General features: G+C 70.7%; 28 protein-coding genes. 11 read left to right on the plus strand and 17 right to left on the minus strand.

Features of this window, described 5'->3' with window-relative positions:
- Positions 1–67: 67 nt before the first annotated feature.
- The 3 genes from ABXJ52_RS09475 to ABXJ52_RS09485 all read right to left on the minus strand — a co-directional run bounded on the left by ABXJ52_RS09475 (position 68) and on the right by ABXJ52_RS09485 (position 2,579).
- Positions 68–304 (minus strand): HGxxPAAW family protein, encoded by a 237-nt coding sequence (locus ABXJ52_RS09475; RefSeq protein WP_367040892.1) that lies wholly within the window; start codon positions 302–304, stop codon positions 68–70.
- Positions 305–406: 102 nt separating this feature from the next.
- Positions 407–1,069 (minus strand): TIGR02234 family membrane protein, encoded by a 663-nt coding sequence (locus ABXJ52_RS09480; RefSeq protein WP_367040893.1) that lies wholly within the window; start codon positions 1,067–1,069, stop codon positions 407–409.
- 7 nt (positions 1,070–1,076) lie between these two features.
- Positions 1,077–2,579, minus strand: a complete 1,503-nt coding sequence (locus ABXJ52_RS09485; RefSeq protein WP_367040895.1) for an anthranilate synthase component I — start codon at positions 2,577–2,579, stop codon at positions 1,077–1,079.
- 78 nt (positions 2,580–2,657) lie between these two features.
- Between ABXJ52_RS09485 and ABXJ52_RS09490 the strand changes: the two genes are divergently transcribed.
- Complete coding sequence (locus ABXJ52_RS09490; RefSeq protein WP_367040897.1) at positions 2,658–3,125, plus strand: hypothetical protein; 468 nt, start codon at positions 2,658–2,660, stop codon at positions 3,123–3,125.
- Here the strand turns inward: ABXJ52_RS09490 and hisI are convergent.
- Positions 3,106–3,486: a phosphoribosyl-AMP cyclohydrolase gene (hisI, locus tag ABXJ52_RS09495; protein WP_367040899.1), complete on the minus strand. Its 381-nt coding sequence runs from the start codon at positions 3,484–3,486 to the stop codon at positions 3,106–3,108. The genes ABXJ52_RS09490 and hisI overlap by 20 nt on opposite strands.
- Before the next feature lie 81 nt (positions 3,487–3,567).
- Between hisI and ABXJ52_RS09500 the strand changes: the two genes are divergently transcribed.
- Together ABXJ52_RS09500 and ABXJ52_RS09505 are read left to right on the plus strand one after the other, a co-directional pair.
- Positions 3,568–4,203 (plus strand): TIGR03085 family metal-binding protein, encoded by a 636-nt coding sequence (locus tag ABXJ52_RS09500; RefSeq protein ID WP_367040901.1) that lies wholly within the window; start codon positions 3,568–3,570, stop codon positions 4,201–4,203.
- Positions 4,203–4,598: a VOC family protein gene (locus tag ABXJ52_RS09505; RefSeq protein WP_367040902.1), complete on the plus strand. Its 396-nt coding sequence runs from the start codon at positions 4,203–4,205 to the stop codon at positions 4,596–4,598. The genes ABXJ52_RS09500 and ABXJ52_RS09505 overlap by 1 nt, the downstream gene beginning before the upstream one ends.
- A gap of 126 nt (positions 4,599–4,724) precedes the next feature.
- Here ABXJ52_RS09505 and hisF read toward each other — a convergent pair whose 3' ends face one another.
- The 8 genes from hisF to hisD are packed head-to-tail and all read right to left on the minus strand — an operon-like array spanning position 4,725 to position 10,482.
- Positions 4,725–5,480, minus strand: coding sequence for an imidazole glycerol phosphate synthase subunit HisF (hisF, locus tag ABXJ52_RS09510; protein WP_367040904.1), 756 nt, complete (start codon positions 5,478–5,480; stop codon positions 4,725–4,727).
- The gene (locus ABXJ52_RS09515) at positions 5,477–5,887 is read right to left on the minus strand and encodes a RidA family protein (RefSeq protein WP_367040905.1); all 411 of its coding nucleotides are present in this window, start codon (positions 5,885–5,887) and stop codon (positions 5,477–5,479) included. Before ABXJ52_RS09515 ends, hisF begins: the two co-directional genes overlap by 4 nt.
- Positions 5,884–6,609 carry a bifunctional 1-(5-phosphoribosyl)-5-((5-phosphoribosylamino)methylideneamino)imidazole-4-carboxamide isomerase/phosphoribosylanthranilate isomerase PriA gene (gene priA, locus ABXJ52_RS09520; RefSeq protein ID WP_367048923.1) on the minus strand — a complete coding sequence of 242 codons (726 nt, stop codon included), beginning with the start codon at positions 6,607–6,609 and terminating at the stop codon, positions 5,884–5,886. The genes ABXJ52_RS09515 and priA overlap by 4 nt, the downstream gene beginning before the upstream one ends.
- 17 nt (positions 6,610–6,626) lie before the next feature.
- Positions 6,627–7,268 carry an imidazole glycerol phosphate synthase subunit HisH gene (gene hisH, locus ABXJ52_RS09525; RefSeq protein WP_367040907.1) on the minus strand — a complete coding sequence of 214 codons (642 nt, stop codon included), beginning with the start codon at positions 7,266–7,268 and terminating at the stop codon, positions 6,627–6,629.
- Positions 7,269–7,285: 17 nt separating this feature from the next.
- Entirely contained in the window at positions 7,286–7,450 is a 165-nt protein-coding gene (locus ABXJ52_RS09530) for a hypothetical protein (RefSeq protein ID WP_367040909.1), read from the minus strand.
- A 4-nt stretch (positions 7,451–7,454) separates the two neighbouring features.
- Positions 7,455–8,048, minus strand: a complete 594-nt coding sequence (gene hisB / locus ABXJ52_RS09535) for an imidazoleglycerol-phosphate dehydratase HisB (protein WP_135330188.1) — start codon at positions 8,046–8,048, stop codon at positions 7,455–7,457.
- Positions 8,045–9,160, minus strand: a complete 1,116-nt coding sequence (locus ABXJ52_RS09540) for a histidinol-phosphate transaminase (RefSeq protein WP_367040913.1) — start codon at positions 9,158–9,160, stop codon at positions 8,045–8,047. Before ABXJ52_RS09540 ends, hisB begins: the two co-directional genes overlap by 4 nt.
- Complete coding sequence (gene hisD / locus ABXJ52_RS09545) at positions 9,157–10,482, minus strand: histidinol dehydrogenase (protein WP_367040915.1); 1,326 nt, start codon at positions 10,480–10,482, stop codon at positions 9,157–9,159. Before hisD ends, ABXJ52_RS09540 begins: the two co-directional genes overlap by 4 nt.
- Before the next feature lie 224 nt (positions 10,483–10,706).
- On the opposite strand from hisD, the gene ABXJ52_RS09550 reads away from it, so the two are divergent.
- From ABXJ52_RS09550 to ybaK, 4 genes are all read left to right on the plus strand, one after another.
- Complete coding sequence (locus tag ABXJ52_RS09550) at positions 10,707–12,221, plus strand: oxidoreductase (protein WP_367048924.1); 1,515 nt, start codon at positions 10,707–10,709, stop codon at positions 12,219–12,221.
- A 137-nt stretch (positions 12,222–12,358) separates the two neighbouring features.
- Positions 12,359–13,366 carry a hypothetical protein gene (locus ABXJ52_RS09555; RefSeq protein ID WP_367040917.1) on the plus strand — a complete coding sequence of 336 codons (1,008 nt, stop codon included), beginning with the start codon at positions 12,359–12,361 and terminating at the stop codon, positions 13,364–13,366.
- Positions 13,367–13,377: 11 nt separating this feature from the next.
- A complete protein-coding gene (locus tag ABXJ52_RS09560) occupies positions 13,378–14,118 on the plus strand; it encodes an LON peptidase substrate-binding domain-containing protein (RefSeq protein WP_367040919.1) in 741 nt (246 codons plus the stop codon).
- Positions 14,119–14,151: 33 nt separating this feature from the next.
- Positions 14,152–14,658 carry a Cys-tRNA(Pro) deacylase gene (gene ybaK, locus ABXJ52_RS09565; RefSeq protein WP_367040921.1) on the plus strand — a complete coding sequence of 169 codons (507 nt, stop codon included), beginning with the start codon at positions 14,152–14,154 and terminating at the stop codon, positions 14,656–14,658.
- 121 nt (positions 14,659–14,779) lie between these two features.
- On the opposite strand, the gene ABXJ52_RS09570 is transcribed toward ybaK, so the two are convergent.
- The 4 genes from ABXJ52_RS09570 to ABXJ52_RS09585 form a co-directional block, all read right to left on the minus strand.
- Positions 14,780–15,445, minus strand: coding sequence for a DUF2567 domain-containing protein (locus ABXJ52_RS09570; RefSeq protein ID WP_367040923.1), 666 nt, complete (start codon positions 15,443–15,445; stop codon positions 14,780–14,782).
- 101 nt (positions 15,446–15,546) lie between these two features.
- The gene (locus ABXJ52_RS09575; RefSeq protein WP_367048926.1) at positions 15,547–16,350 is read right to left on the minus strand and encodes an ABC transporter permease; all 804 of its coding nucleotides are present in this window, start codon (positions 16,348–16,350) and stop codon (positions 15,547–15,549) included.
- A gap of 55 nt (positions 16,351–16,405) precedes the next feature.
- Positions 16,406–17,368, minus strand: a complete 963-nt coding sequence (locus ABXJ52_RS09580) for an ABC transporter ATP-binding protein (RefSeq protein ID WP_367040925.1) — start codon at positions 17,366–17,368, stop codon at positions 16,406–16,408.
- Positions 17,369–17,574: 206 nt separating this feature from the next.
- Entirely contained in the window at positions 17,575–18,846 is a 1,272-nt protein-coding gene (locus ABXJ52_RS09585; RefSeq protein WP_367040928.1) for an NYN domain-containing protein, read from the minus strand.
- 236 nt (positions 18,847–19,082) lie between these two features.
- On the opposite strand from ABXJ52_RS09585, the gene ABXJ52_RS09590 reads away from it, so the two are divergent.
- Entirely contained in the window at positions 19,083–19,268 is a 186-nt protein-coding gene (locus ABXJ52_RS09590; RefSeq protein WP_367040930.1) for a hypothetical protein, read from the plus strand.
- Positions 19,269–19,384: 116 nt separating this feature from the next.
- On the opposite strand, the gene dnaE is transcribed toward ABXJ52_RS09590, so the two are convergent.
- A complete protein-coding gene (gene dnaE / locus ABXJ52_RS09595) occupies positions 19,385–22,921 on the minus strand; it encodes a DNA polymerase III subunit alpha (protein ID WP_367040932.1) in 3,537 nt (1,178 codons plus the stop codon).
- Positions 22,922–23,110: 189 nt separating this feature from the next.
- On the opposite strand from dnaE, the gene ABXJ52_RS09600 reads away from it, so the two are divergent.
- The 3 genes from ABXJ52_RS09600 (at position 23,111) to ABXJ52_RS09610 (ending at position 26,068) form a co-directional block, all read left to right on the plus strand.
- Complete coding sequence (locus tag ABXJ52_RS09600) at positions 23,111–24,439, plus strand: DUF2252 domain-containing protein (protein ID WP_367040934.1); 1,329 nt, start codon at positions 23,111–23,113, stop codon at positions 24,437–24,439.
- Between the two features lie 79 nt (positions 24,440–24,518).
- On the plus strand, positions 24,519–25,205 hold the full coding sequence (locus tag ABXJ52_RS09605; protein WP_367040936.1) for a hypothetical protein: 687 nt from the start codon (positions 24,519–24,521) through the stop codon (positions 25,203–25,205).
- Between the two features lie 44 nt (positions 25,206–25,249).
- Positions 25,250–26,068 carry a thioredoxin domain-containing protein gene (locus ABXJ52_RS09610; protein WP_367040938.1) on the plus strand — a complete coding sequence of 273 codons (819 nt, stop codon included), beginning with the start codon at positions 25,250–25,252 and terminating at the stop codon, positions 26,066–26,068.
- Positions 26,069–26,151 lie beyond the last annotated feature (83 nt).

A 26,151-nucleotide genomic window follows, 5' to 3' on the forward strand; every position in this document is an offset into this window, starting at 1 on the left:
CAGGGAAACGCGAAAGGAGGCCACCCCGGCACCTGCCGGGACGGCCTCCCCCGTACGTCGGTGAGGGTCAGCTCTCGGAGTGCGCGAGCCGGCCCTGCGGCTGCGACTGTCGGGGCTTCGCGCCGAGGCCCGCGGCACGCATGGCCATGCCCACGACGCCGCCGACGGCGATGATGACCATGCCGGCCCAGAAGCCCAGCGGGTTGGCCAACACCATGAAGGCACCCGATACGCAGAAACCGATGAAGGCGATGGTGACACCGGTCCAGGCGGCCGGGGTGTGTCCGTGGCTGCTGCCCGCCATGACTTGCTCCTCGTTGCTGTATGCGTGGTGGTGATGCGTGGGGTGAGCGAGACGCTCACCGCTCCATTGTCCCGTACGCGGGCGGGTGCCGTGAGCGCGGGGTCATGCCTCGCGCGTCGGGTCCTCACCGCGGTCGAGGGCCTTCCAGAGGTCCTCGGGCCGGTCCGGGTCGACCTTCGGCGGAGCCTTGCGGGGGCGGGGGGCGCCGTCGCGTTCGTAGCGTCCGGACATCGCGGGCCAGGACCGGCCGTACGTCAGGGCGAGGAGACCGGCGATCAGGATCAGCGCGCCCGCGACCGCGGCGGCGTACGGCCAGGCCGTGTGGCTGAGATCACCGATCGTGGCGGCGGTGTCACCGGATGCCTCGGCGGCCTTCTCGTCGAGGGCGCCGCTGTCGTTCGCGGCGAGGAGGGCGGCGGCCACGGTGCCCGCGCCGCTCAGTGCGAGCAGCAGCGAGACGAGCATCCGCCCGGCCCTGCGGACGGCGAAGACGGCGACGAGCGCGGCGAGCCCCACTATCGCGAGGGCCGCGGGCACGCCCGTGACGTCGCTGCCCGTGGCGCTCAGCGGCAGTTCGCCGCCCGCGACCGAAGCGGTGCCCTTCGCCCAGGTCTGGCGGGAGGCGAGCAGTGCGAGGGCAGCGCCGACCGCGCCGAACAGCAGAGCGACGGCGATGCTGCGGCGGCCGCTGCGCTGGGCCCGGGTCTCGGGCTCGGCGTCGGCCTCGGCGGCCTGGGTGCGGGGCGGAGGTACGGCAGAAGTCACCCGTCCACTATCCCTCACGGCCGGCGGGGCGACGCAGCCGGTTCGCCGTGTGGATGGCCCGCAGGACCGCCGCCGCCTTGTTGCGGCACTCGGTGTCCTCGGCGACCGGGTCGGAGTCGGCGACGACACCCGCTCCGGCCTGCACGTATGCCGTGCCCTCGCGCAGGAGCGCGGTGCGGATGGCGATGGCGGTGTCGGAGTCGCCGGCGAAGTCGAGATATCCGACACAGCCGCCGTACAGGCCGCGCCGGGAGGGTTCGAGCTCGTCGATGATCTGCATCGCACGCGGCTTGGGGGCGCCGGAGAGGGTGCCGGCGGGGAAGCAGGCGGTGAGGACGTCGAAGGCGGTGCGGCCTTCGGCGACCTGGCCGGTGACCGTCGACACGATGTGCATGACGTGGGAGTACTTCTCGATGGACATGAAGTCGACGACCTCGACCGAGCCGGGCTCGCAGACGCGCCCCAGGTCGTTGCGGCCCAGGTCGACGAGCATCAGGTGCTCGGCACGCTCCTTGGGGTCGGCGAGCAGCTCGTCGGCGAGGCCCTGATCCTCCTGCGGGGTGGCGCCACGCGGCCGGGTGCCCGCGATGGGGTGCACCATGGCGCGCCCGTCCTCGACCTTGACGAGGGCCTCGGGCGACGAGCCGACGACGTCGAAGCCGTCGAAGCGGAAGAGGTACATGTACGGCGAGGGGTTGGTGGCCCGCAGTACGCGGTAGACGTCCAGCGCGCTCGCGCCGCAAGGGGTTTCGAAGCGCTGCGAGGGGACGACCTGGAAGGCCTCGCCCGCGCGGATGCGCTCCTTGATGTCCTCGACGGCTTCCTGGTACTGCTCGCCGCCCCACAGGGCGGTGTACTCGGGCAGCTCGGAGGGCGGCAGGGCGGCCGGGGGCTGGGAGACGGCCCGGGAGAGGTCGGCCTCCATGGCGTCGAGGCGGGCCACGGCGTCGGCGTACGCCTCGTCGACGCCTGTCTCCAGGTCGTTGTGGTTGATCGCGTTGGCGATCAGGAGCACGGATCCGTCCCAGTGGTCGAGGACGGCGAGGTCGCTGGTGAGCAGCATCGTCAGCTCGGGCAGCTTGAGGTCGTCCCGCTCGCCGGGGCCGATCTTCTCCAGGCGGCGCACGATGTCGTAGCCGAGGTAGCCGACCATCCCGCCGGTGAAGGGCGGCATCCCGGACGCGAGGTCGCGCGGGGTGTGCAGGGCCTCGACGGTGGCGCGCAGGGCGTCGAGCGGGTCGCCGGAGGTGGGGACGCCGACGGGTGGGGTGCCCAGCCAGTGGGCTTCGCCGTCGCGGGTGGTGAGGGTGGCGGCGCTGCGGACGCCGACGAAGGAGTAGCGAGACCAGGACCGGCCGTTCTCCGCGGACTCCAGGAGGAACGTGCCGGGCCGCTCGGCGGCGAGCTTGCGGTAGAGCCCGACCGGAGTGTCGCCGTCCGCGAGGAGCCTGCGGCTGACGGGGATCACTCGGCGGTCGCTCGCGAGCTTGCGGAAGGTCTCGAGATCCATGGGAGGAGCTTACGGCCGTGCGGGTGGCGGCCGGTGTCGCGGGCCGACGGGCACGGTGCCTGCCACTAGAACGGGAGGATGACCAACCGCCGTATGCTGCCCGCCTTCGCCCTCCTCCTCGCCTCGACCGCGTTCGCGGCGGCCGCCCCCGGGCCCGTGGTGTGGCCCGCCCCCAAGGACGTGCCGGAGCGGGTCCGGGCCGCGGGCCTGGAGATGCTCGACTCCGAGGCGATGGACATGCACATTCACACCACCCTGAAGGTGACGTCCGGGGGCAGCCCCGTCACGGTCCCGGCGGACATCGGCATCGACCGCTCGGGGCCGAAGCCCCGCTACAGCCCGCTGCACACGCACGACACCACCGGCACCCTGCATGTGGAGTCGGAGGAGTGGCGGGACTTCACCCTGGGTCAGTTCATGACCGAGTGGGGCGTGAGCGGCGTACGCGAGAAGTGCCGTGCGGATGTCGCCGGGCGCTCCTGGGCCGGCGACCCGTCCCGCATCGTGCTGCGGGACGGCGAGACGATCACGCTTCGGTGCCGCTGAAGGTGACGGGCAGCGAGTCGGCGTCGAAGCACGTGCGGGTGCCGGTGTGACAGGCGGCGCCGATCTGGTCGACCTGGACCAGGACGGTGTCCGCGTCGCAGTCCAGGGCCACGGACTTCACGTACTGGAAGTGGCCCGACGTGTCGCCCTTGACCCAGTACTCCTGGCGGCTGCGCGACCAGTACGTGCAGCGTCCCGTGGTGAGCGTGCGGTGCAGGGCCTCGTCGTCCATCCAGCCCAGCATCAGCACCTCGCCGGTGTCGTACTGCTGGGCGATGGCGGGGACGAGGCCGTCCGCGCCGCGCTTGAGGCGGGCGGCGATCTCGGGGTCCAGGCTGCTGGGCGGGGGCGTGGCGGTCATGGGGCCATTGTGCCGCGCTCCGGGGCCTCGCCGGGCCGCGTCCACTGGGCGGACCCTGTACCGAGTCGTAGGCTGGATGGCATGTCGACCCATGCCAAGCGTGAACGACTTCTCCTCGCCGATCTGTTGGAGGCGGAGGGCCCCGACGCCCCCACCCTCTGCGAGGGCTGGACCACCCGAGATCTCGCGGCCCACGTGGTGGTCCGCGAGCGCCGGGCCGATGCCGCGGGCGGGCTGCTGATCAAGCAGCTGGCCTCGCGCCTGGAGCGTGTGCAGGCGGAGTTCGCCGCGAAGCCGTACGAGGAACTGATCCAGCTGATCAGGACGGGACCGCCGCGCTTCTCCCCCTTCTCCCTCAAGCAGATCGACGAGGCGTCGAACGCCGTCGAGTTCTATGTCCACACCGAGGACGTGCGCCGTGCCAGGCCCGACTGGACGCCGCGCGAGCTCGACCCGGTCCTCTCGGACACCCTGTGGTCACGCCTGGAGCGGATGGCCCGCCTGGTGGGACGCAAGGCGCCGGTGGGCTTGGTCCTGCGCCGCCCGGACGGCCAGACGGCGGTGGCCCATCGCGGCACTCCCGTGGTGACGGTGACGGGAGAACCGTCCGAACTGGTGATGTTCGCGCACGGCCGGCAGGACGTGGCCAACGTCGAACTGGACGGTGACAAGGACGCGATCGCCCGACTGCACGAGACGAAGCAACTGGGCATCTGATGATCAGGGTCTCGATGGCCGGCGTGTACGTGGACGATGTGGCGAGAGCGCACGCCTTCTACACGGACGTACTGGGCTTCGAGACCCGGCATCACGTGGTGCCGACCGGCGGGACGCCCTTCGTCACGGTCGGGGCGGCGGGCGGCCACGGCGACGTGGAGCTGCTCCTCGAACCGGGCGAGGGCCCCATCGCGGAGCCCTATCACAAGGCCCTGCACGAGGCGGGCATCCCGTGCATCGTGCTCGGGGTGGACGACATCCGCGCGGAACACGAGCGCCTGGTCGCCCTGGGGGTGCGGTTCGCCCACGGCCCCGAGAAACAGGGCCCGGTGATCACCGCGGTGCTTGACGACACGGTGGGAAATCTGGTGCAACTGATGCAGCCGAGCGGGTAGCTTTCGCCCCGCTCGCGGTTGCACTGGCCGCGAACGCCGGGCTCGGTAGCTCCCGGCGCCCCCCCCCAGCACGGCGAGCAGCCACACCCCGGGCTCAACGCACGACGGAACCCCCTCAGGAACCCCTCAGCGAACCAGCTGCCCCGCCCCCCGCAGCGTGTCCTTCACCTCGCCGATCCGCAGATCCCCGAAGTGGAAGACCGAAGCGGCGAGCACCGCGTCCGCGCCCGCCTCGATCGCCGGCGGGAAGTGGTCGAGGCGGCCCGCGCCGCCGGACGCGATGACGGGAACGGTGACGTGGCGTCGTACCGCCGCGATCATCTCGATGTCGTAGCCGTCCTTGGTGCCGTCCGCGTCCATCGAGTTGAGCAGGATCTCCCCCGCGCCGAGCTCGGCGGCCTGGTGCGCCCACTCGACGGCGTCGATCCCGGCGGACTTGCGGCCGCCGTGGGTCGTCACCTCGAAGCTCCCGGAGGCGGTCCGCCTCGCATCCACCGACAGGACGAGCACCTGGCGCCCGAACCGCTCCGCGATCTCGCGGATCAGCTCAGGGCGTGCGATGGCGGCCGTGTTCACGCCCACCTTGTCCGCGCCGGCCCGCAGGAGCTTGTCGACGTCCTCGGCGGTACGGACGCCGCCGCCCACCGTGAGGGGGATGAAGACCTGCTCGGCGGTGCGGCGTACCACGTCGTACGTCGTCTCGCGGTTGCCGGAGGATGCCGTGATGTCCAGGAACGTCAACTCGTCGGCGCCCTCGGCGTCGTACACCTTGGCCATCTCGACGGGGTCGCCCGCGTCACGCAGGTTCTGGAAGTTGACGCCCTTGACGACCCGGCCGTTGTCCACGTCCAGGCAGGGGATCACGCGTACGGAGAGGGTCATTCGGCACCTGCCCGTGCGCGCGGGCCGTACGCCTCCACCTCGACCTCGACGACCAGACTCGGGTCGACGAAGCCGGAGACGATGATCATCGACGCGGCGGGGCGGACGTCGTCGAAGAGCTCCTTGTGGGCCCGGCCGACCTCCTCCACGTCGCGCGCGTGCGTCAGGTACATGCGGGTGCGTACGACGTGCTCCCGGCCGAGGCCCAGCTGCTTCAGGGACTCGACGGCGACGTGGAAGGCGTTGGCCGCCTGCTCGTAGGGGGTACCGGCCTCTATGGCGCCGTTCACCACCGACGTGCAGCCCGACACCAGGACGAGGCCGTTGGGCAGCTCGACCGCGCGGGAGTAGCCGATGGCCTCCTCCCACGGGCCGCCCGAGCCCACCCTGCGGACGATGTCACTCACGACGCCACCGCCGCGAGGGCCTCTTCGAGGGTGAAGGCCTTCGCGTACAGCGCCTTGCCGACGATCGAGCCCTCGACGCCCAGCGGGACCAGTTCGGCGATCGCGCGCAGGTCGTCCAGGGACGAGACGCCGCCCGACGCGACCACGGGGCGGTCCGTCGCCGCGCAGACGCCCCGCAGGAGCTCCAGGTTCGGGCCCTGCAGCGTGCCGTCCTTGGCGATGTCGGTGACGACGTAGCGGGCGCAGCCCTCGGAGTCGAGGCGCTCCAGGGTCTCGTAGAGATCGCCGCCGTCGCGGGTCCAGCCGCGGCCGCGCAGGGTCGTGCCGCGTACGTCGAGGCCGACCGCGATCTTGTCGCCGTGCGACGCGATGACCTTGGCGACCCACTCCGGGGTCTCCAGGGCCGCCGTGCCGAGGTTCACGCGGGTGCAGCCGGTGGCGAGCGCGGCCTCCAGGGACGCATCGTCGCGGATGCCGCCGGACAGCTCGACCTTGATGTCCATGGCGCCCGCGACCTCGGCGACGAGCGCGCGGTTGTCGCCGGTGCCGAACGCGGCGTCCAGGTCGACCAGGTGCAGCCACTCGGCGCCCGACCGCTGCCAGGAGAGGGCGGCCTCCAGCGGGGAGCCGTAGGAGGTCTCAGAGCCGGACTCGCCGTGGACGAGGCGTACGGCCTGGCCGTCGCGGACGTCGACGGCGGGGAGGAGTTCGAGCTTGCTCACAGAGGTCCCTGACATTCCTAGAGGGTTCCGATCCAGTTGGTGAGGAGCTGGGCGCCGGCGTCGCCGGACTTCTCGGGGTGGAACTGCGTGGCCCACAGCGCGCCGTTCTCGACGGCGGCCACGAAGGGCTCGCCGTGCGTGGTCCAGGCGACCTTGGGCGCGCGGAAGGCGGGGTTGCCGACCTCGAAGTCCCAGTGGTGCACGGCGTACGAGTGCACGAAGTAGAAGCGGGCTTCGTCGTCGAGGCCCGCGAACAGCTGGGAGTCGTCCGGCGCCTGGACCGTGTTCCAGCCCATGTGCGGGACGATCTCGGCCTTCAGGGGCTCGACGGTGCCGGGCCACTCGTCGAGGCCCTCGGCCTCCACGTCGTGCTCGATGCCGCGCGCGAAGAGGATCTGCATGCCCACACAGATGCCCATCACGGGGCGGCCGCCCGCGAGCCTGCGGCCCACGATCCAGTCGCCGCGCGCCTCCTTGAGCCCCTGCATGCAGGCGGCGAAGGCGCCCACACCGGGGACGAGGAGGCCGTCGGCGGCCATGGCCTTGTCGTAGTCACGGGTGATCTCGACGTCCGCGCCGGCGCGCGCGAGGGCGCGCTCGGCGGAACGGACGTTCCCGAAGCCGTAGTCGAAGACGACGACCTTCTTGGGAGCGGTCATACGTGGATCAGCTCCCCTCAGTTCCAGTAGTCGAGCCGCATGATCCCCGCGGTGAGGCACATGGCCGCGGCGATGGAGAGCAGCGTGATCAGGCCCTTGGGCATCCCCTGCTTGACGAAGGAGATGCTGCCGCCGATCAGGAAGAGGCCGACGACGATGAGGATGGTGGTGAGGCCGGTCATGGCTTTACAGCGCGCCCTTCGTGGAGGGGAGGATCCCGGCGGCGCGCGGGTCGCGCTCCGATGCGTAGCGCAGCGCGCGGGCGAGTGCCTTGAACTGGCACTCCACGATGTGGTGGGCGTTGCGGCCGTAGGGCACGTGGACGTGCAGGGCGATCTGGGCCTGCGCGACGAAGGACTCCAGGATGTGCCGGGTCATCGTCGTGTCGTACGTGCCGATCATCGGGGCCATGGTCTCGGGCTCGGTGTGCACGAGGTACGGGCGGCCGCTCAGGTCGACCGTCACCTGGGCGAGGGACTCGTCGAGCGGGACCGTGCAGTTGCCGAAGCGGTAGATGCCGACCTTGTCGCCGAGCGCCTGCTTGAAGGCGGCGCCCAGGGCGAGAGCGGTGTCCTCGATCGTGTGGTGGGTGTCGATGTGCAGGTCGCCCTCGGTCTTGACCGTGAGGTCGAAGAGGCCGTGGCGGCCGAGCTGGTCGAGCATGTGGTCGTAGAAACCGACGCCCGTCGACACCTCGACCTTGCCGGTGCCGTCGAGATCGATCTCGACGAGGACCGACGTCTCCTTGGTGGTCCGTTCGACCCGTCCAACGCGGCTCATGCCTGCTGCTCCTTCTTCAGTTCGCGTACCGCATCGAGGAACGCGTCGTTCTCTTCGGGGGTTCCCGCGCTGACCCGCAGCCGGCCCGGTACTCCGTTGTCCCGGACCAGGACGCCCCGGTCGAGGATCCGCTGCCAGACCGCGTGGGCGGCCCCTTCGCCGTCGAACCGCCCGAACTGGACGAAGTTGGCGTCGGAGTCGGTCACTTCGTAGCCGATCGCACGCAGCTCGCTCACCAGCCGGTCGCGCTCCTGCTTCAGCTGCTCGACGTACTTCAGGAGCGTGTCGGTGTGCTCCAGGGCGGCGAGCGCGGTGGCCTGTGTGACGGCCGACAGGTGGTACGGCAGCCGTACGAGCTGTACGGCGCCGACGACCGCCGGGTCGGCTGCGAGGTAGCCGAGGCGCAGGCCCGCCGCTCCGAAGGCCTTCGACATGGTGCGCGAGATGACGAGGTTCGGCCGCCCCGCGAGCAGCGGGAGCAGCGAGTCGCCGTGGCTGAACTCCACGTACGCCTCGTCGACCACGACCATCGACGGCTTCGCGGCCTGCGCGGCTTCGTAGAGCGCGAGGACCGTCTCGGCCGGGACGGCGTTGCCCGTGGGGTTGTTGGGCGTGGTGATGAAGACGACGTCGGGCTGGTTCTCGGCGATGGTCCTCGTCGCCGCTTCGACGTCGATCGTGAAGTCGTCCGTGCGGGGGCCCGAGATCCAGCCGGTGCCGGTGCCACGCGCGATGAGGCCGTGCATCGAGTACGAGGGCTCGAAGCCGATGGCGGTGCGTCCTGGCCCGCCGAAGGTCTGCAGGAGCTGCTGGATGACTTCGTTCGAGCCGTTGGCCGCCCAGACGTTGGCCAGGGTGACCTCGTGACCGCCGGTCTTCGTGAGGTAGCGCGCGAGCTCGGTGCGCAGCTCGACCGCGTCACGGTCGGGGTAGCGGTTGAGGTCGCGAGCTGCCTCGCGCACACGCTCGGCGATGCGCTCGACGAGCGGCTCGGGCAGCGGGTAGGGGTTCTCGTTCGTGTTCAGGCGTACGGGTACGTCGAGCTGGGGGGCGCCGTAGGGGGACTTGCCGCGCAGTTCGTCGCGTACGGGGAGGTCGTCGATGTCGGTCACTTGCTCTGAGGCACCTTCCATCCGAAGCGGGCCTTCACGGCCGCGCCGTGCGCCGGCAGATCCTCGGCCTCGGCGAGCGTCACCACGTGCTGGGCGACGTCGGCGAGGGCGTCGCGGGTGTAGTCGACGATGTGGATGCCGCGCAGGAACGACTGGACGCTGAGCCCCGAGGAGTGGCAGGCGCAGCCGCCCGTCGGCAGGACGTGGTTGGAGCCCGCGCAGTAGTCGCCGAGGGAGACGGGCGCCCAGGGGCCGACGAAGATCGCGCCCGCGTTCTTGACGCGGTCCGCGACGGCGGCGGCGTCCGCGGTCTGGATCTCCAGGTGCTCGGCGCCGTACGCGTCGACGACGCGCAGGCCCTCCTTCAGGCCGTCGACCAGGACGATCGCGGACTGCCTGCCCGCCAGGGCGGGGGCGATCCGGTCCTCGACGTGCTTGGTCGCCGCGACCTGCGGCTCCAGCTCCTTGACGACCGCGTCGGCCAGGGCCACGGAGTCGGTGACGAGGACGGCGGCGGCGAGCGGGTCGTGCTCGGCCTGGCTGATCAGGTCGGACGCGACGTGCACGGCGTCGGCCGTGTCGTCGGCGAGGACCGCGATCTCGGTCGGGCCCGCCTCGGTGTCGATGCCGATCCGTCCGGTGAAGTAACGCTTGGCGGCGGCGACCCAGATGTTGCCGGGCCCGGTGACCATGTTGGCCGGGGCGCAGGTCTCGGTGCCGTACGCGAACATCGCGACGGCCTGGGCGCCGCCGACCGCGTACACCTCGTCGATGCCCAGGAGCGCGCAGGCGGCGAGGATCGTGGGGTGCGGAAGGCCGTCGAAGTCGCTCTGCGGCGGGGACGCGAGCGCCATCGACTCGACGCCCGCCTCCTGTGCCGGCACCGCATTCATGATCACGGAGGAGGGGTAGACCGAGCGGCCACCGGGCGCGTACAGACCGACGCGCTCGACCGGCACCCACTTCTCGGTGACCGAGCCGCCGGGGACGACCTGGGTGGTGTGCGGGGCGCGGCGCTGCTCGCGGTGCACGATGCGGGCGCGGCGGATCGACTCCTCGAGCGCGTCGCGCACGAGCGGGTCGAGGCCTTCCAGGGCGTCGGCGATGGCGGCCGCCGGGACGCGGACCTGCTTCAGGCGTACCCCGTCGAACTTCTCCGCGTATTCGATCAGCGCCGCGTCGCCACGATGATGCACGTCCTCGCAGATGGGCCGCACCTTCTCCAGGGCGGCCGCGACGTCGAAGTCGGCACGGGGCAGCAGGGCGCGCAGGGCGGGGCCCTCGGGGAGGGCGTCGCCGCGCAGATCGATTCGGGAGATCACATGGCCAATTCTCTCAGACCCTGATTCCGGTCCGGACGCCGTATCACTGGCTGATATAGATCCCGGGAGACGACGTTCACCACTAGCGTTCAGCCCGTCACCGAGCGGGCATGAAACAGGTGTACGAGACATGGGCGTATCGCGGTACGGGGAGGACAACTGCAGTGGTCGACGACACCGGCACCGGGGACCCGCCGGACGGACTGACCGCCGCCGAGATCGGCATGTGGCAGGCCTTCCGCAACGGCAGCGTCTATGACCTCCGGTCCGGGGACTCGATGGCGGACGATCCGCACGGCGGCCACCCCTGGGGTCCGGAACGCAGCGTGCGCGCGCGCATCGTGTGCTGGCTGCTCCTCGACGGGCCGCCCGCGCTCTCCGGCCGGGTCTCCTCACTGAAGCTCTCGGGCCTCCAGATCACGGACGTACTGGACCTGGCGGGCGGCGAGATCCTGCCCTACGCCGAGCTCAAGCACTGCCGCTTCGAGAAGGAAGTGCTCGTCCCCGAGGCCAAGTTCACCACCCTGCGGCTGGTCAATTGCTCCATCCCGCGCGTGGAGGCGGCCCGCGTGCACACGGAGGGCGACCTGCATCTGCCGCGCTGCCGGATCCACAACGGCATGCGGCTCACGGACGCCCAGATCGGCACCGACCTGCTGATCAACCAGGCCGTGATCTACCGCGACCGGCGCGGCAACTCGATCATGGGCGACGGGCTCTCGGTCGGGCAGGACCTCCAGGCCGAGATGATGGAGTCGCACGGCCAGCTGAGCCTGCGGGGCGCGAAGGTCGGCGTCTCCTTCAGCCTGCGCGGCAGCAAGCTCGCCAATCCGTACGGCCAGCGGGCGCTGAACGCCCCGCAGATGACCGTGGAACGCACGCTGTACATGACACCCGCCGCACTCGGCGATCCCCCCATGACCAGCGGCACCACACCCCCGCGCGGCACCCGCGTCCAGCGTTTCGAGTGCCAGGGCGGCATCCGGCTCGACGACGGCCGCTTCGGGGACGCCGTCGACCTGGCCCAGGCGCGCTTCACCCTGGAGAACGACCAGGAGGTGTCGCTGCGCCGCGTCCAGACCCCCGAGCTGCGCTTCCTCAGCGAGGCTCCGCAGCGCGGCAAGATCATCCTGTCCGGTGCCAAGGTCGTCACGCTCATCGACAAGTCGATCAGCTGGCCGGGACCCGGCGGCCTCCAGATGGGCGGCTTCAGTTACGAGAGCCTCGTCCCGCAGGGCAGCTTCCCGCTCTCCCGGCGGCTGAGCTGGGTGGCCGCCGCGACCGCCGAGTACAGCCCCGAGCCGTACGAGAAGCTGGCGACCGTCCTGCGTGACAGCGGCGAGGACGCCGACGCCCGCGAGGTCCTGCTCGCCAAGCAGCGCAGACGCCGCGAGACCCTGCCGCTCGCGGCGAAGCTCTGGGGCTTCGCCCAGGACTGGACGGTGGCCTACGGCTACCGGCCAGGACGCGCCGCCCTGTGGATGGCGGTGCTCTGGGCGGTGAGCGCGGTGGCCTTCTCGCGCGCCGACCACCCGGCGATCAAGGACGGGGAGCATCCGAACTGGAACCCCGCGCTGTACGCCCTCGATCTGCTGCTGCCGGTCATCAACCTCGGCCAGGACGGCTACTGGCAACTGCGCGGCGGCTGGCAGTGGTTCGCGGCGATCCTGATCCTGCTCGGCTGGGTGCTCGCGACGACGGTCGCGGCGGGGGCGACAAGGCTGCTGCGGAGGAACTGAGCGGGCCTCGCGTGGCCGGAGGGGACAGATATTTTGCCCTTCCTTGACCATGTGTCAGGCAACCGGACGACCGATGCGAAAGCTTCACCGGCTACCCCCTGGCACAGCCCCGACCTGCGGCTTTCAATACCCACACGATGGCATTCCTGCGCGCCCTGATCCGCACCGCCCGCATGGTCAGGCACACCCCGCTCCTCGCCGCCGGCCTGACCCCCGACGACGAGGTGCTCCTCGACGCGCCCGACGACCGCCTCGGCCCCGCGCTCGTCGCCGCGGGCCGGGGTGACTACGGCCCTGCCGCAAAGCTGCTCGCCATGACGCGCGAGGGCAACGAATGGGAGAACCGCGACCGCTACACGACGCGTCTGGCCGCCTTCGCCCGCTCCCGCTCCGAGTGGTTCGACGACTGGCGGGCGGCGGCCCCGCACGACCCGGACGTGCTGCTCGTCAAGGCCGAGCTCGCGGTCGTCCGCAGCTGGGAATCGCCCGCCCGCGCCGAGCTGCTGCGCGAGACGGCGCCCCTGATCACCGCGGCCGCCGAGGCCGACCCGCGCGATCCCGTGCCGTGGCGGATCGCCCTGGACCACGCCCGCGGCACCCATGTCCCGCAGTCGGTCTTCGACGCGCTCCGGGCCGAGGCGGTGCACCGCTCCTCGCACCACTACGGCTGCCACGCCTCGGCCCTGCAGTACCTCTCGGCCGCCTGGTACGGCTCGCACCGCCAGTGCTTCGACTTCGCCGAGCGTGCCGCGCGGGACGCGTTGCCGGGATCGCTGATCCAGGCGCTGCCCGCGCGCGCCGCGTTCGCCTATCTCACCAGCGCTTCGGGGAGCGTGCCGCGCGAGCGCCTGGACGCCGCGGCCGACCTCGGGATCGCCGTGTCCCAGGAGTACGAGGCCGGGGACCTCTGGCCCGCGGAGGTCCGCAACGTCCTCGCGTTCGTCCTCGTACGGCTGGAGCGATGGAGCGACGCCCTGGAACAGATGCGCCTCATCGGGCCGTACGCGACGTCCTTCCCCTGGGACCGCATGGCCGACGATCCGCTCGGCCAGTTCCTGGAACTGCGCGACGGCATACGCATCGAGGTGGCCTCCGGGACCCCGCTGCGCACCGGCGGCGGACGTACGGGCTCCGGCGACCATTAGGCTTTCGGCTCGTGACCACCGTCCGGCTTCCGCTCTTCCCGCTCAACTCGGTGCTGTTCCCGGGGCTCGTGCTCCCGCTGAACGTGTTCGAGGAGCGTTATCGCGCCATGATGCGCGACCTGCTCAAGACTCCCGACGAGGAGCCGCGCCTCTTCGCGGTCGTCGCGATCCGCGACGGTCTGGAGGTCGCGCCGAGCGCCCCGGGTCTCCCGGACCCCACCTCGCAGCCCGAGCAGGGCCCGACCGCCGGCTTCGGCGACGACCCGCTCAAGGCCTTCCACGCGGTGGGCTGCATCGCGGACGCGGCGACGATCAGGGAGCGCGCCGACGGGGGCTTCGAGGTCCTCGCCACCGGCACCTCACGGGTGCGCCTGCACTCGGTCGACGCTTCGGGCGCGTTCCTGACCGCGGAGGTCGAGGAGCTGCCGGAGGAACCCGGCGAGGAGGCGGGCGCGCTTGCCGAGGGGGTTCTGCGGGCGTTTCGCTCCTATCAGAAGCGGCTCGCCGGGGCCCGCGAGCGGTCCCTGTCGACGGGCGCGGAACTGCCGGACGACCCGTCCGTGGTGTCGTATCTGGTCGCGGCCGCCGCCGTCCTGGACACCCCCACGAAGCAGCGGCTCCTGGAGGCGCCGGACACGGCGTCACGCCTGCACGACGAGCTGAAAGTCCTTCGCGCCGAGACCGCGATCATCCGTAATCTGCCGTCGTTGCCCGCGACGGACCTCACGCGCGGCGCCACGAGCCTCAACTGACACGAGCCTCAACTGACGTAAGGCGCGAGCGCTTTGGCGAAGAAGCAGAAGAAACAGCAGTCGGGCGCGGGCGGCACCCCGGCGACGGTGGCCCTCACCGCGGCGGGCGCCCCCTACACGGTCCACGCCTACGAACACGACCCCGCGCACCCCTCGTACGGCGAAGAGGCCGCCCAGGCCATGGGCGTCTCCCCCGACCGTGTCTTCAAGACCCTGGTCGCGGACGTCGACGGCGAGCTGACGGTGGCCGTGGTCCCCGTGGCGGGCACCCTCAACCTCAAGGCCCTGGCCACGGCGGTCTCCGGCAAGCGCGCGGTGATGGCGGACCCCGCGGCCGCGGAACGCACCACCGGGTACGTACGGGGCGGCATCTCGCCGCTCGGCCAGCGCAAGAAGCTCCGCACGGTCCTGGACGACTCGGCGTCGGGGCACGCCACGATCTGCGTCTCGGCGGGCCGCAGGGGCCTGGAAGTGGAACTGGCCCCCGGCGACCTGGCGCGTCTCACGGGCGCGGTGCTGGCCCCGATCGGGCGTGAATAGGGCCTCGACGGAGGCCGCGAGCTCGACTAGTACCACTCTCATGTCGAAGAAGACGCGCAAGAGGAAGTGGCGGGTCCGCAAAGGCAAGGCGAATCACGGTAGGCGTCCGGCCTGAGGTCTCTCAGACCGGGTTGCCGTCGGTGCGCCCTGGGTCGTCGCCGTACGCCATGGGGTACGGCTCGGGGTCCCGCGGCCCGAAGAGGCCCGTGAGGCCCAGGTGTACGAGCAGCGCGGCCACGGGCCAGGCGAGCAGCGCGCCCTTGGCCTTGAGTTCCATGGGTGCGTCGAAGGCGACACCCTTGCCCACCGACTTCGCGTGCGCGACGACGTCCGTCTCCGGCCCCAGGAAGATGCCGAGGCGCCAGGCGATCACGGCCCCCAGCAGGCTCCCGGCCGTCAGCCCGACGACCAGCGGGATGCCGCCCCGCCTGCGCAGCAGGAACACCACGGCGCCACTCACCGCACCGAACGCGAGTGCGAGCAGAGTGAACGTTCCGTCGACCCCGATCGCCTGCTCGCCCTCGGTGTCCTTGAGGAACACCGCCTCGCTGTCCGCGATCAACGGGACGCGGGGCGCGAGCCACAGCCACAGCAGCCCGAGCAGGACGCCGCACACCGCCACCGCGACCGCGATCACGGCGGCCTGCCGCACTTCGGTCTTCATATCGGGACCGTCCTCCTCGTACGCCGAGGAGGGAACGGCTCCGGACGGCTGAGCGGCTTGCTGCCAGGGGTCGTGCGGGGGCTGGTCGTGGGGCGGCTGGGAGGGCGTCAGCGGTGCAGTCACCCACACATGGTGCCAGTACTGCCCGGTGACCGCTTCACCGCACAGCGAGGACCCCCGTGGGACCACGGCGAGGGCCCCGTGGGACCACGGCGAGGACCGCGTCAGCGCACGGCCGCACGGCGGTAGGCCCAGGTGGCGATCGCCAGCGAGGCGACGCCGACGCCCGCGCAGACCGCGAGGTCGAGGGCGACCGCCGCCCAGTCGGGATGCGGCCCGAAGGTGCGGGCGAACGCCTCGACCCCGTACGTGGACGGCAGCAGGTCACGGGCGTACTGCAGGAAGCCGGGCATCCGCTCGGCCGGGAGCACACCGAGGAGCAGCGCCGCCGACATGCCCAACTGCCCGAGTAGCGTGGCCAGTTCGGGCCGGGGCGCGAGCAGCCCGAGGGCGGCGCCGAGACCGGCGAGCGCGGCGCCGGCCAGCGGGATCACCGCGGCGAGCACCCACAGGTGGGCCAGCGGAAGCCCGAAGAGACCGCACCCGACGACCGCGGTGACGAGCGTCCCGGGCACGGTGAACGAGGCGTAGGCCGCCGCGGCGCCGAGGACCACCGAGGCCGGTGGCACGGGCAGCGTGGCGTAGTGGTCGAGGCCGCCGTCGGCCCGCAGCTGCCCGAAGTACTGCGCGAGAAGGTTGAGCGCGACGAAGGCGACGACGAGCACGGAGGACCCGGCGACGACGGCACGCGCCTCGTCTCCCCCGTCGACGACGCCCCGCATCAGGATCATGATCCCGACGGACTGGAAGGTCGCCACGAAGAGCAGCGGGATGCGGGCGACCCGCGCCCGCGACAGCTGCGCGCGGTAGACGGCAGCGAGCGCGGGGAAGAACCGCGCGCGGGGCCCCAGGGGTTCGGCGGCGTCGGCCTGCCACTCGCGGTCGTCGGCCCGCACGGCCGCTTCCAGGGGAACGGCACTCACCGAACAACCTTCCTGTCGCTGTTCATCCGCCCGGCGGAGGTCATGCCTTGACCAGCCCCTCCCCGTTCCCGCCCAGGGCGAGATACACGTCCTCCAGGCTCGGCGTGGCCAGGGTGAAATCGTCCAGCGAGGCAAAGGCGTCCCCGCCGGTGACCGCGGCGACGGCGGCCCGGGCCTCGTCGGGCGCGAGCCGCAGGGACCACCGGCGCCCCGACTCGACCGCGGACGAGCGAAGCGCCAGGACCTCGGGGACGTCCAGCGGCGCCCGCTCCCGCCAGACGAGCTCCACCCGCACCTCGCCCGCGACCTGTTCCTTCAGGCCCACGGGGCTGTCGCAGGCGATGACCTTGCCGTGGTCGAGTACGGCGACCCGGTCCAGGACCGTCTCGGCCTCGATGACGTTGTGGGTGACGAGCAGCACCGTCGTGCCGCGCTCGGCCCTGCGCCGGTCGACCGCGCCCCACACCGCGCGCCGCGCGATGGGGTCCATGCCGGTCGTCGGCTCGTCGAGGACGAGCAACGGCCGCTCCCCCACCAGGGCGGTGGCGAAGCAGGCGAGCCTGCGCTGCCCCCCGGAGAGCTTCTTGAGGGGACGCGAGGCGAGGTCGGTCAGCGCGAGTTCGTCGAGTACGCCGTCCCGCTCGGCGCGCGCCGCGCGGACGTCGAGGCCGCGCAGCCGCGCGGTCGTCTCGACGGCGAGCGAGACGGTCAGTTCGTCGAGCGCGGTGGACTCCTGCCCCAGGTACGCGAGGATCCGCGCGGCCCGCTCGGGGTGGCGCAGGATGTCGTGCCCGAGGATCTCGACGCTTCCGCTGTCGGGCCGCATCAGGCCGGTCAGCTGGCGTACGAGGGTGGACTTGCCCGCGCCGTTGGGCCCGAGGAGGCCGAAGATCTCGCCGCGCCTGACCTCCAGGCTGATGCCGTCGGTGGCGCGCACCTCGGGTGTCGCGGGCGTGCCGCGCCTGCCACGGGCGGCGGGATACGTCTTGACGAGGTCGCGCACCGCGCAGACGGCATCACTGCCGTGACCCTGTCGGAGCCCTTGTCGGACTGCCTGTGCCGAGCGCGTACTCACGAGGGACGAGCGTACGGGGTCCCGTGCCCGCCGCGACGCCCGGGGCGCCCCGTACGCCCCGTATCGGTCATCCGCGGACGTGTTCGGTCACTCATCCGCGGACGCGTCCTTCACCCGTTCGCGTGGCTGTTCGGTCACTCGCCGGAGCGGTCGCCCACCGGAGCGTGCTCCACCGCCGTGTGGACGTCGATCTCGCGCCAGAAGCCCGCCCGGATCGCGTACCGGTCGTGTTCGTCGATCTGGTCGTCCTTGTGGGCGAGCAGACCGAAGCGGGCCGCGTACCGCAGGAGCTCGCCGTCGACGCGGTGCGGGATGCGCGGGTACATCGTCGAGAGCTTGTGGAGGTTGTGCTGTTCCGGCAGGCGGGCCATCCAGCGGCGTGCGAACACCTGCCCGACCTCGAAGGGGTCACCGCCGACGGTGGTGATGTCCTCCTCGCGGTCGGCCCAGCGCTGCTCGGCGGTCGTCAGCTGGGCGAGCGTCGGCAGGGCGGCGGCCTCCGGGCTCTCCGCGGCGCCGCCGGGGCGCTCGACCCAGCCCTTGTCGGACGACCAGCGCAGCGTGGCGTTGGTGGGGTGCTGTGCGGCCTGCGTGCCGGGGCCGCGCAGGGCGGCCAGGTCCTTGGGGGTGGGCACGCCCTTGCCCGGCGGGATGTGGTGGGGGCCGCCGCTGTCGCCGTTGGCCCCGGCTTCGGCGTGCTGACCGTGCTGAACGTGCTGCTGGCCGTGCTGGACCCCCGCGGCCTCGTCGGCGGCCCGCTGGGCGCTGGCCGCGAGCGCGGACTCCGGCAGGGGCGCGGAGAGGATGGCGGCGATCTCGGGGCGCGGGACGGGAGGGGGCGCGCAGACGCCGGTGAGCTCCTTGGGGCGTACGGCCTTGGTGATCCACGCCCGGTCCAGGACGCGGCGCTCGTCGGCCTCGGCCACGAGGTCCTCGGACTGGTTGTAGTCCCCGTCGGCGGCCTGGACGGCCCACAGGTGGACGGCGACGCCGTGCTCCTTGGCGGCCATCATGCCGGGCAGCAGGTCCCCGTCGCCGGTGATGAGCACGATGTCCGAGCAGGCGCGGTTGCGGGCCAGCTCCGTCAGCTCGGCGTGCATGGCGGCGTCGACGCCCTTCTGGGCCCACCGGCCGTCACTGCGGGTCAGGGCGCCGAGCCGGACCGTCACGCGCGGCATGACGCGCAGCCTGCGGTGCTCGGGCTGCGGTACGCGGTCGGGGGCTCCGTCGAACCAGTAGATCCGCAGGAGGGGGCGTTCGGTGTCGGATTCGGCGCGCTCACGGATGCCCTGGATCAGGGCGGTGTGATCGACGGTGATCCGGGACCGGGACGGCTCGCCCGCGAGGAGACTCGCGGCGGCACCCAGCAGATACCCGGCGTCCACCAGGACGATGCAGCGGTCCACGCGATCCACCCTCTTTCCCTGGAGATTCCCTGGAAGTAATGGTTCGGGTTTCCTTCGAGTCTGCCCGACCCTGCGGAGGTTAACGGCCGGAACTCGATCTTCGGCGTGGCGTATGTCGACTTCACTCTCCGACAGGGCTTATTACGCACGGTAATTCTCTGAAATGCGCAGCTTGTCGGCATATGTGAATCTGGTCGCGTCCTGGCCCCCAGATCCCCCTCAGGAGGAAGATCACCATGGGCAAGAACAAGAACCGCAAGCAGGGCGGCGATCAGAACCGTGCTTCCGCCGCGGAGCAGGCGCAGGAGCAGGCCAAGTCGTCGGCGGAGCAGGCCGAGTCGAGGATGAAGGACGCCGTGCAGTCGCAGGGCAGCCCGGCCGAGGTCGCCCGCAAGCACCAGCGTCGCTTCGGCCACAACTGACGCCTCAACTGACGCCCACACAGGCGTATATGCGCGAAGGGGCGCGCCCGGGATTCCGGGCGCGCCCCTTCTGCGTGTGCGGGGTGGGCGAAGGTGCGGGGGTGCGGGGGTGCGGCCTAGCCGGCGAGACAGGACGGGCCGAGCAGCACCTTCAGGTCACCGAAAAGGGCGGGATCCGGCTGCACCCGGTGTCGGTCCAGCCGCAGCACCGTCGTCTTCTGTGCCCCCTGCAGCTTGATCCGCACCTCGCTGTTGCCTCGGTGGTGACTGAGGATCTCGCCGAGGCGGCTGACCATCGGCGGGGTCACCTTCACCGTCGGAATGGTGATCAGGACGGGCGCGTTGGTGCCCGCGTTCGACAGGTCGGGGACCTGGAGCTCCATCGCGACCAGGCGCGGCACGTCCTCGCGCTTGTCGAGGCGGCCCTTGACGAACACCACGGCGTCCTCGACGAGTTGGGTCGACACCAGCTGGTACGTCGCCGGGAAGAACATGCACTCGATGGAGCCCGCGAGGTCCTCGACGGTCGCGATCGCCCAGGCGTTGCCCTGCTTGGTCATCTTGCGCTGGAGGCCGGAGATGATGCCGCCGATGGTGACGATCGAACCGTCCGAGTAGTCACCGCCGGTGAGCTGTCCGATGCCCGCGTCGGCCTTGTCGGACAGGACGTGCTCCAGGCCGAACAGCGGGTGGTCGGAGACGTACAGACCGAGCATCTCCCGCTCCTGGGCGAGGAGATACGTCTTCTCCCACTCGTCGGTGGAGAACTCGACGTCGAGCCCGAAGCCCGGCTCGCCGCCTGCCTCCTCGCCCCCTCCGAAGAGGTCGAACTGCCCTTCCGCCTCCTTGCGTTTGACCTGCACCACGTTGTCGATCATGGGCTCGTACTGCGCGGTCAGGCCCTTGCGGGTGTGCCCCATGGTGTCGAAGGCGCCCGCCTTGATCAGTGACTCCGTGGTCCGCTTGTTGCAGGCGGCGGCCTCGACCTTGTCGAGGTAGTCGGGGAAGGAGGCGAACTTTCCCTTGGCCTTGCGGGAGCGGACGATCGACTCGACCACGTTCGTGCCGACGTTCCGGACGGCCTCCAGGCCGAAGAGGATCACGTCGTCGCCCTGGGCGGCGAAGTTGTGCACGGACTCGTTCACGTTGGGCGGCAGGACCTTGATGCCCATGCGCCGGCACTCGTTGAGGTAGATGGCCGACTTGTCCTTGTCGTCCTTCACCGAGGTCAGCAGCGCCGCCATGTACTCGGCGGGGTAGTTCGCCTTGAGGTAGGCGGTCCAGTACGTGACGAGGCCGTACGCGGAGGAGTGCGCCTTGTTGAACGCGTATCCGGCGAAGGGGACCAGGACGTCCCACAGGGCCTGGATCGCCGCGTCCGAGTAGCCGTTCTTCCGGGCGCCCGCCTGGAAGAGGACGAAGTTCTTCTCCAGCTCCTCGGGCTTCTTCTTGCCCATCACGCGGCGCAGGATGTCCGCTTCGCCCAGCGAGTACCCGGCGATGATCTGCGCGGCCTTCTGCACCTGCTCCTGGTACACGATGAGGCCGTAGGTCAGGCCGAGCGTCTCCTTCAGGGGCTCTTCGAGCTCCGGGTGGATCGGCGTGATCTCCTGGCGGCCGTTCTTGCGCTCCGCGTAGTTGATGTGCGAGTTCATGCCCATCGGGCCCGGCCGGTACAGGGCCGAAACGGCGGAAATGTCCTCGAAGTTGTCGGGCTGCATCTGGCGGAGCAGCGAGCGCATCGGGCCGCCGTCGAACTGGAAGACGCCGAGCGTGTCACCGCGGCAGAGCAGTTCGAAGGTCTTCGGGTCGTCGAGCGGGAGCGAGAGCATCTCCAGGTCGACACCCTTGTCGTTCCGCACCATCTTGACGGCGTCGTCCATGATGGTGAGGTTTCGCAGGCCCAGGAAGTCCATCTTGAGCAGGCCGAGCGACTCGCACTGGGGGTAGTCCCACTGCGTGATCGTCACGCCGTCCGTGTGCCGGGTCCACAGCGGGGCGTGGTCCACGATCGGCTCGCTGGACATGATGACGCCGGCGGCGTGCACGCCCATCTGCCGGACCAGGCCCTCGACGCCCTTGGCGGTGTCGATGACCTTCTTCACGTCGGGCTCGTTCTCGTACATCCCCCGGATCTCGCCCGCCTCGCTGTAGCGCGGGTGCTTGGGGTCGGTGATGCCGGAGAGGTCGATGCCCTTGCCGAGGACGTCGGCGGGCATCGCCTTGGTGAGGCGGTCGCCCATCGCGTACGGATATCCGAGCACGCGCGCGGAGTCCTTGATGGCGTTCTTCGCCTTGATCTTTCCGTACGTGCCGATCATGGCGACCTTGTCGGCGCCGTACTTCTCCGTCACGTACCGGATCACCTCGACGCGCCTGCGCTCGTCGAAGTCGATGTCGACATCGGGCATGGACACGCGCTCGGGGTTGAGGAACCGCTCGAAGATCAGGCCGTGCGTGATGGGGTCGAGGTCGGTGATGCCCATGGCGTACGCGACGATCGAGCCTGCCGCGGAGCCACGGCCGGGGCCCACCGCGATGCCGTTGTTCTTGGCCCACATGATGAAGTCGGCGACCACGAGGAAGTACCCCGGGAAGCCCATCTGGATGATGATGTCCATCTCGTACTCGGCCTGCTGCTGCCGGTCCTCGGGGACACCGCCCGGGTAGCGGCGGTTCATGCCGACCCGGACCTCCTCCTGGAACCAGGTGACTTCGGTGAAGCCCTCCGGGATGTCGAACTTCGGCATGAGGTCGCGCTTCTCGAACATGCCGGTGGTGTCGATCTGCTCGGCCACCAGGAGCGTGTTACGGCAGCCTTCCTGCCAGGCGTCCGAGGAGTCGATGGCGTACATCTCGTCCGTCGACTTCAGGTAGTAGCCGGTGCCGTCGAAGCGGAAACGGTCCGGGTCCGAGAGGTTCTTGCCGGTCTGGATGCAGAGCAGGGCGTCATGCGCGACGGACTCGTGTGCGTACGTGTAGTGCGAGTCGTTCGTGACCAGGGGCGGGATGCCGAGCTTCTTGCCGACCCGGAGCAGGTCGTCACGGACCCGGCGCTCGATGTCGATGCCGTGGTCCATCAGCTCCAGGAAGTACCGGTCCTTGCCGAAGATGTCCTGGTACTCGGCGGCGGCCTTCACCGCCTCGTCGAACTGGCCGAGGCGCAGCCGGGTCTGGAGCTCTCCGGAGGGGCAGCCGGTGGAGGCGATGAGACCCTCCGACCACTGGGAGATCGTCTCCTTGTCCATACGCGGCCACTTCTGCAGCCAGCCCTCCGCGTACGCGTCCGAGGAGAGCCGGAAGAGGTTGTGCAGGCCGGTGCTGTTCGCCGCCCAGATCGTCTTGTGGGTGTAACCACCCGAACCCGAGACGTCGTCGCGCTTCTGGTGCGGCTGGCCCCACTTGATCTTCCGCTTGTTGCGGCGGGACTCCGGCGCCACATACGCCTCGATGCCGATGATCGGCGTGACGCCCGCCTTCTGCGCCGAGTGGAAGAAGTCGTACGCCCCGTGGAGGTTGCCGTGGTCGGACATGGCGACGTGCGTCATGCCCATCTCATTACAGGCGTTGAACATGTCCTTGAGCCGCGCGGCACCGTCCAGCAGCGAGTACTGGGTGTGGACGTGGAGGTGCGTAAAGGGCGGCTTGGTCACGGCGGGAGGCCTCCGGGGAACTCTTGGCGACAGGCTGCGGGCAGTCTGGGGGGACAGCGTGGAAGTCTAATCCGGAGCACTGACAAGCGGCGGGCACTCGGGGGTACCGTCGTGCGTTGGACAGGTCGGAAGGCCTGTCCAAAATGTCATGCACGACCTGGCACCACCCGTTACTGGAGGCACCCCGCGATGTCGGACCCGCAGCCCACCGCTGAGCAGCGCGGCGAGCAGATCCTCTCCGTGTTCGACACCGCTTTCGGTGAGCTCCTCGCCGCGGACCCCGCCGCGTTCCGGGTGAAGTTCCGGAAGATGGCCGGCTCCGCCTTCGCGTTCTACCGCGGCACGGCCTGCCTCTTCTACGGGGACCTGGAGCGCGAGCAGCACGGCGGTCCGTACCTGGACGAGCGCACGGGGCGGGTGTGGATCCACGGCGACCTGCACGCGGAGAACTTCGGCACGTACATGGACGCCCAGGGCCGCCTGATCTTCAACGTGAACGACTTCGACGAGGCGTACGTGGGGCCCTTCACCTGGGACCTGAAGCGCTTCGCCGCCTCCGTGGCCCTGATCGGGTACACGAAGGCGCTCAGCGACGAACAGATCACCGACCTGGTCCGGATCTACGCGGCGGCGTACCGCGAGCGGATCCACGACCTGGCGACCGGCGCCAAGAGCGACGAGGTGCCGCCCTTCACCCTGGACACCGCCCAGGGCCCGCTCCTGGACGCACTGCGTGACGCTCGCTCGCTGACCCGCTTCGGCCTCCTGGACTCCATGACGGAGATCCGCGACTTCGAACGCCGCTTCGCGCCGGGCGGCGGCTCCATCGAGCTCGACGCGGCCACGCGGTACAAGGTGCTCGCCGCCTTCGACGGCTATCTGGAGACGCTGCCCGAGTCCTCGCTCACCCGCCCCGACTCGTATCGGGTGAAGGACGTCGTCGGCCGCCGCGGCATCGGCATCGGCTCCGCGGGCCTGCCGTCGTACAACATCCTTCTCGAGGGCAACAGCGACGCCCTGGAGAACGACGTCGTGATCTACCTCAAGCAGGCGCAGACCCCGGCGGTCTCGCGGCACATCACCGACGGCGCGGTCCGTGACTACTTCCAGCACGAGGGCCACCGCACGGTCATCTCGCAGCGCGCCCTCCAGGCGCACGCCGACCCGTGGCTCGGCTGGACCGAGCTGGACGGCGCGGGACAGCTGGTCGCCGAGGTCTCTCCGTACGCCGTGGACCTGGACTGGTCGGACATCGACGACTGGGACGAGATCGCCGCGGTCATCGCCGACCTGGGCCGCGCCACCGCCACGATGCACTCCGCAGCCGACGACGAGAGCGGCCACTCCGACCTGGTGCCGTTCTCCACGGAGCGTGCCATCGACGCCGCCATCGCGGCGGACGAGGAGAGCTTCGGTGACCTGCTCGTGGACTTCGCGCACGAGTACGGCGCGCGGGCCCGCAGGGACCACCAGATCTTCGTCGACCTGTTCCGTAACGGCCGGATTCCGGGTCTGTAGGCACGAGGACGCCATCGTGCGACTCATAGGCACCCTTTAGGGCTGCCTTACGGGAGCACATGGCACACTCAGCTGCGCGATGGACATATCCGGGACCCAGCTCAGAGCCGTGCGCGCGGCGCTCTTCACGGCGCTCGTCGTGACGCTCTCCGCCGCGTCGCACGTGCTGCTCTCCCGCGCCCCGCTGCCGCTGACCACCGTCGCGGTGATCTCCGGCGCGGTCTTCGTCATCGCGTACGCGCTGGCGGGCCGCGAGCGCGGCTACGGCCGCATCGCCGCCCTGCTGATCCCCCTCGAGCTGGCCGCCGACACGGTGTTCACCACGGGGCAGCACGTCTGTTACGGCCAGGCGGGCGGCCCCGTCGCGGGCCCGCTGCGCTCGGTCGGTTTCGACGTACTGTGCGGCGGCGCCAGTGTCGGCACCCCGCTGGCCCGGATGACCGGCGGCGACGGACACCGCGGCACCGTGCTGTTCGCCGACGCCGACCCGGGCGCCGCCTGGCTGCTGCTCGGCGCGCACATCGCGGTCGGCCTGCTCGCGGCGGCCTGGCTGCGGCGCGGCGAACGCGCCCTGGCCCAGGTGCTGCGCGCGGTGACCGCCGCCACCTTCCGGCCGCTGCTCATCGCGGTCGCCGCGGTGGGTGTCCGCCCGCGGCCCGTGCGGCGCGCCCCGCGCCCCGCGAGCCGGGTGCGGACCGCGCGTACGCGCCTTCTCGTGCACTTCGTGGGACGGCGTGGACCGCCGTGCTCGGCCGCCTTCGCCTGAGCACCACCGTCCCCACGCACGTCACCCCTACGGAGAACATCATCATGAGCAAGCGCAACAGCCAGGCGGCCAAGTCGGCGGCCCGCGAGCGGATCCGCGCCCAGCAGGAAGCCGAGCGCAAGCGCCAGAAGCGGAAGCGGTCGATGATCGTCGGCGTCTCCGTCGTCGCGGTCCTGGCGATCGCGGCCGGCGTCGGCTACGCCGTCATGCAGGCCAACAAGCCCGGCCACTGGGAAGCCGCCAAGGACGAGAAGCTGGTCAAGCCGGCCAACTCCGCGGGCACGGACGGCACGACCGTCGTCATCGGCAAGGACAGCGCCAAGAAGACCCTGAAGGTCTACGAGGACCCGCGCTGCCCGGTCTGCGCCAGCTTCGAGCAGGCGGTCGGCCCGACGGTCGAGAAGGACGTGAAGGACGGCAAGTACAAGATCCAGTTCATCGGCGCCTCGTTCCTCGACCGCAACCTCACGGGTGAGGGCTCCAAGAACGCGCTCAGCGCGATGGGTGCCGCCCTGAACGTGAGCGACCAGGCCTTCCTCGACTACAAGAAGGCGCTGTTCTCCAAGGAGAACCACCCCTCCGAGACGGAGGACAAGTTCAAGGACGACGCGTTCCTCACCAAGATCGCGAACGACGTCCCCGAGCTCAAGAAGAGCAAGACCTTCGCGAAGGACGTCAAGGACGGCACGTACGACCGCTGGGCCCTGGAGATGTCGAAGAAGTTCGACGACAACAAGGACGGCGTCGACGGCACGCCCTCCTTCGTCATGGACGGCAAGAAGCTGACCGGCCCCGACAAGAAGAACGCTCCGTCGACGGTCGAGGACTACAAGACGGCCATCGACGCGGCCCTCAAGGGCTGAACGGACTCAAGGGCCGCTCGCTGAGCGGCCCTTGCTCGAAGAGCGGGCGAACGTTCAGTCGTTCGCCCGCTCTTCGGGCGACG

The sequence above is a fragment of the Streptomyces sp. Je 1-332 genome (assembly GCF_040730185.1).
Classification (GTDB): Bacteria; Actinomycetota; Actinomycetes; order Streptomycetales; family Streptomycetaceae; genus Streptomyces.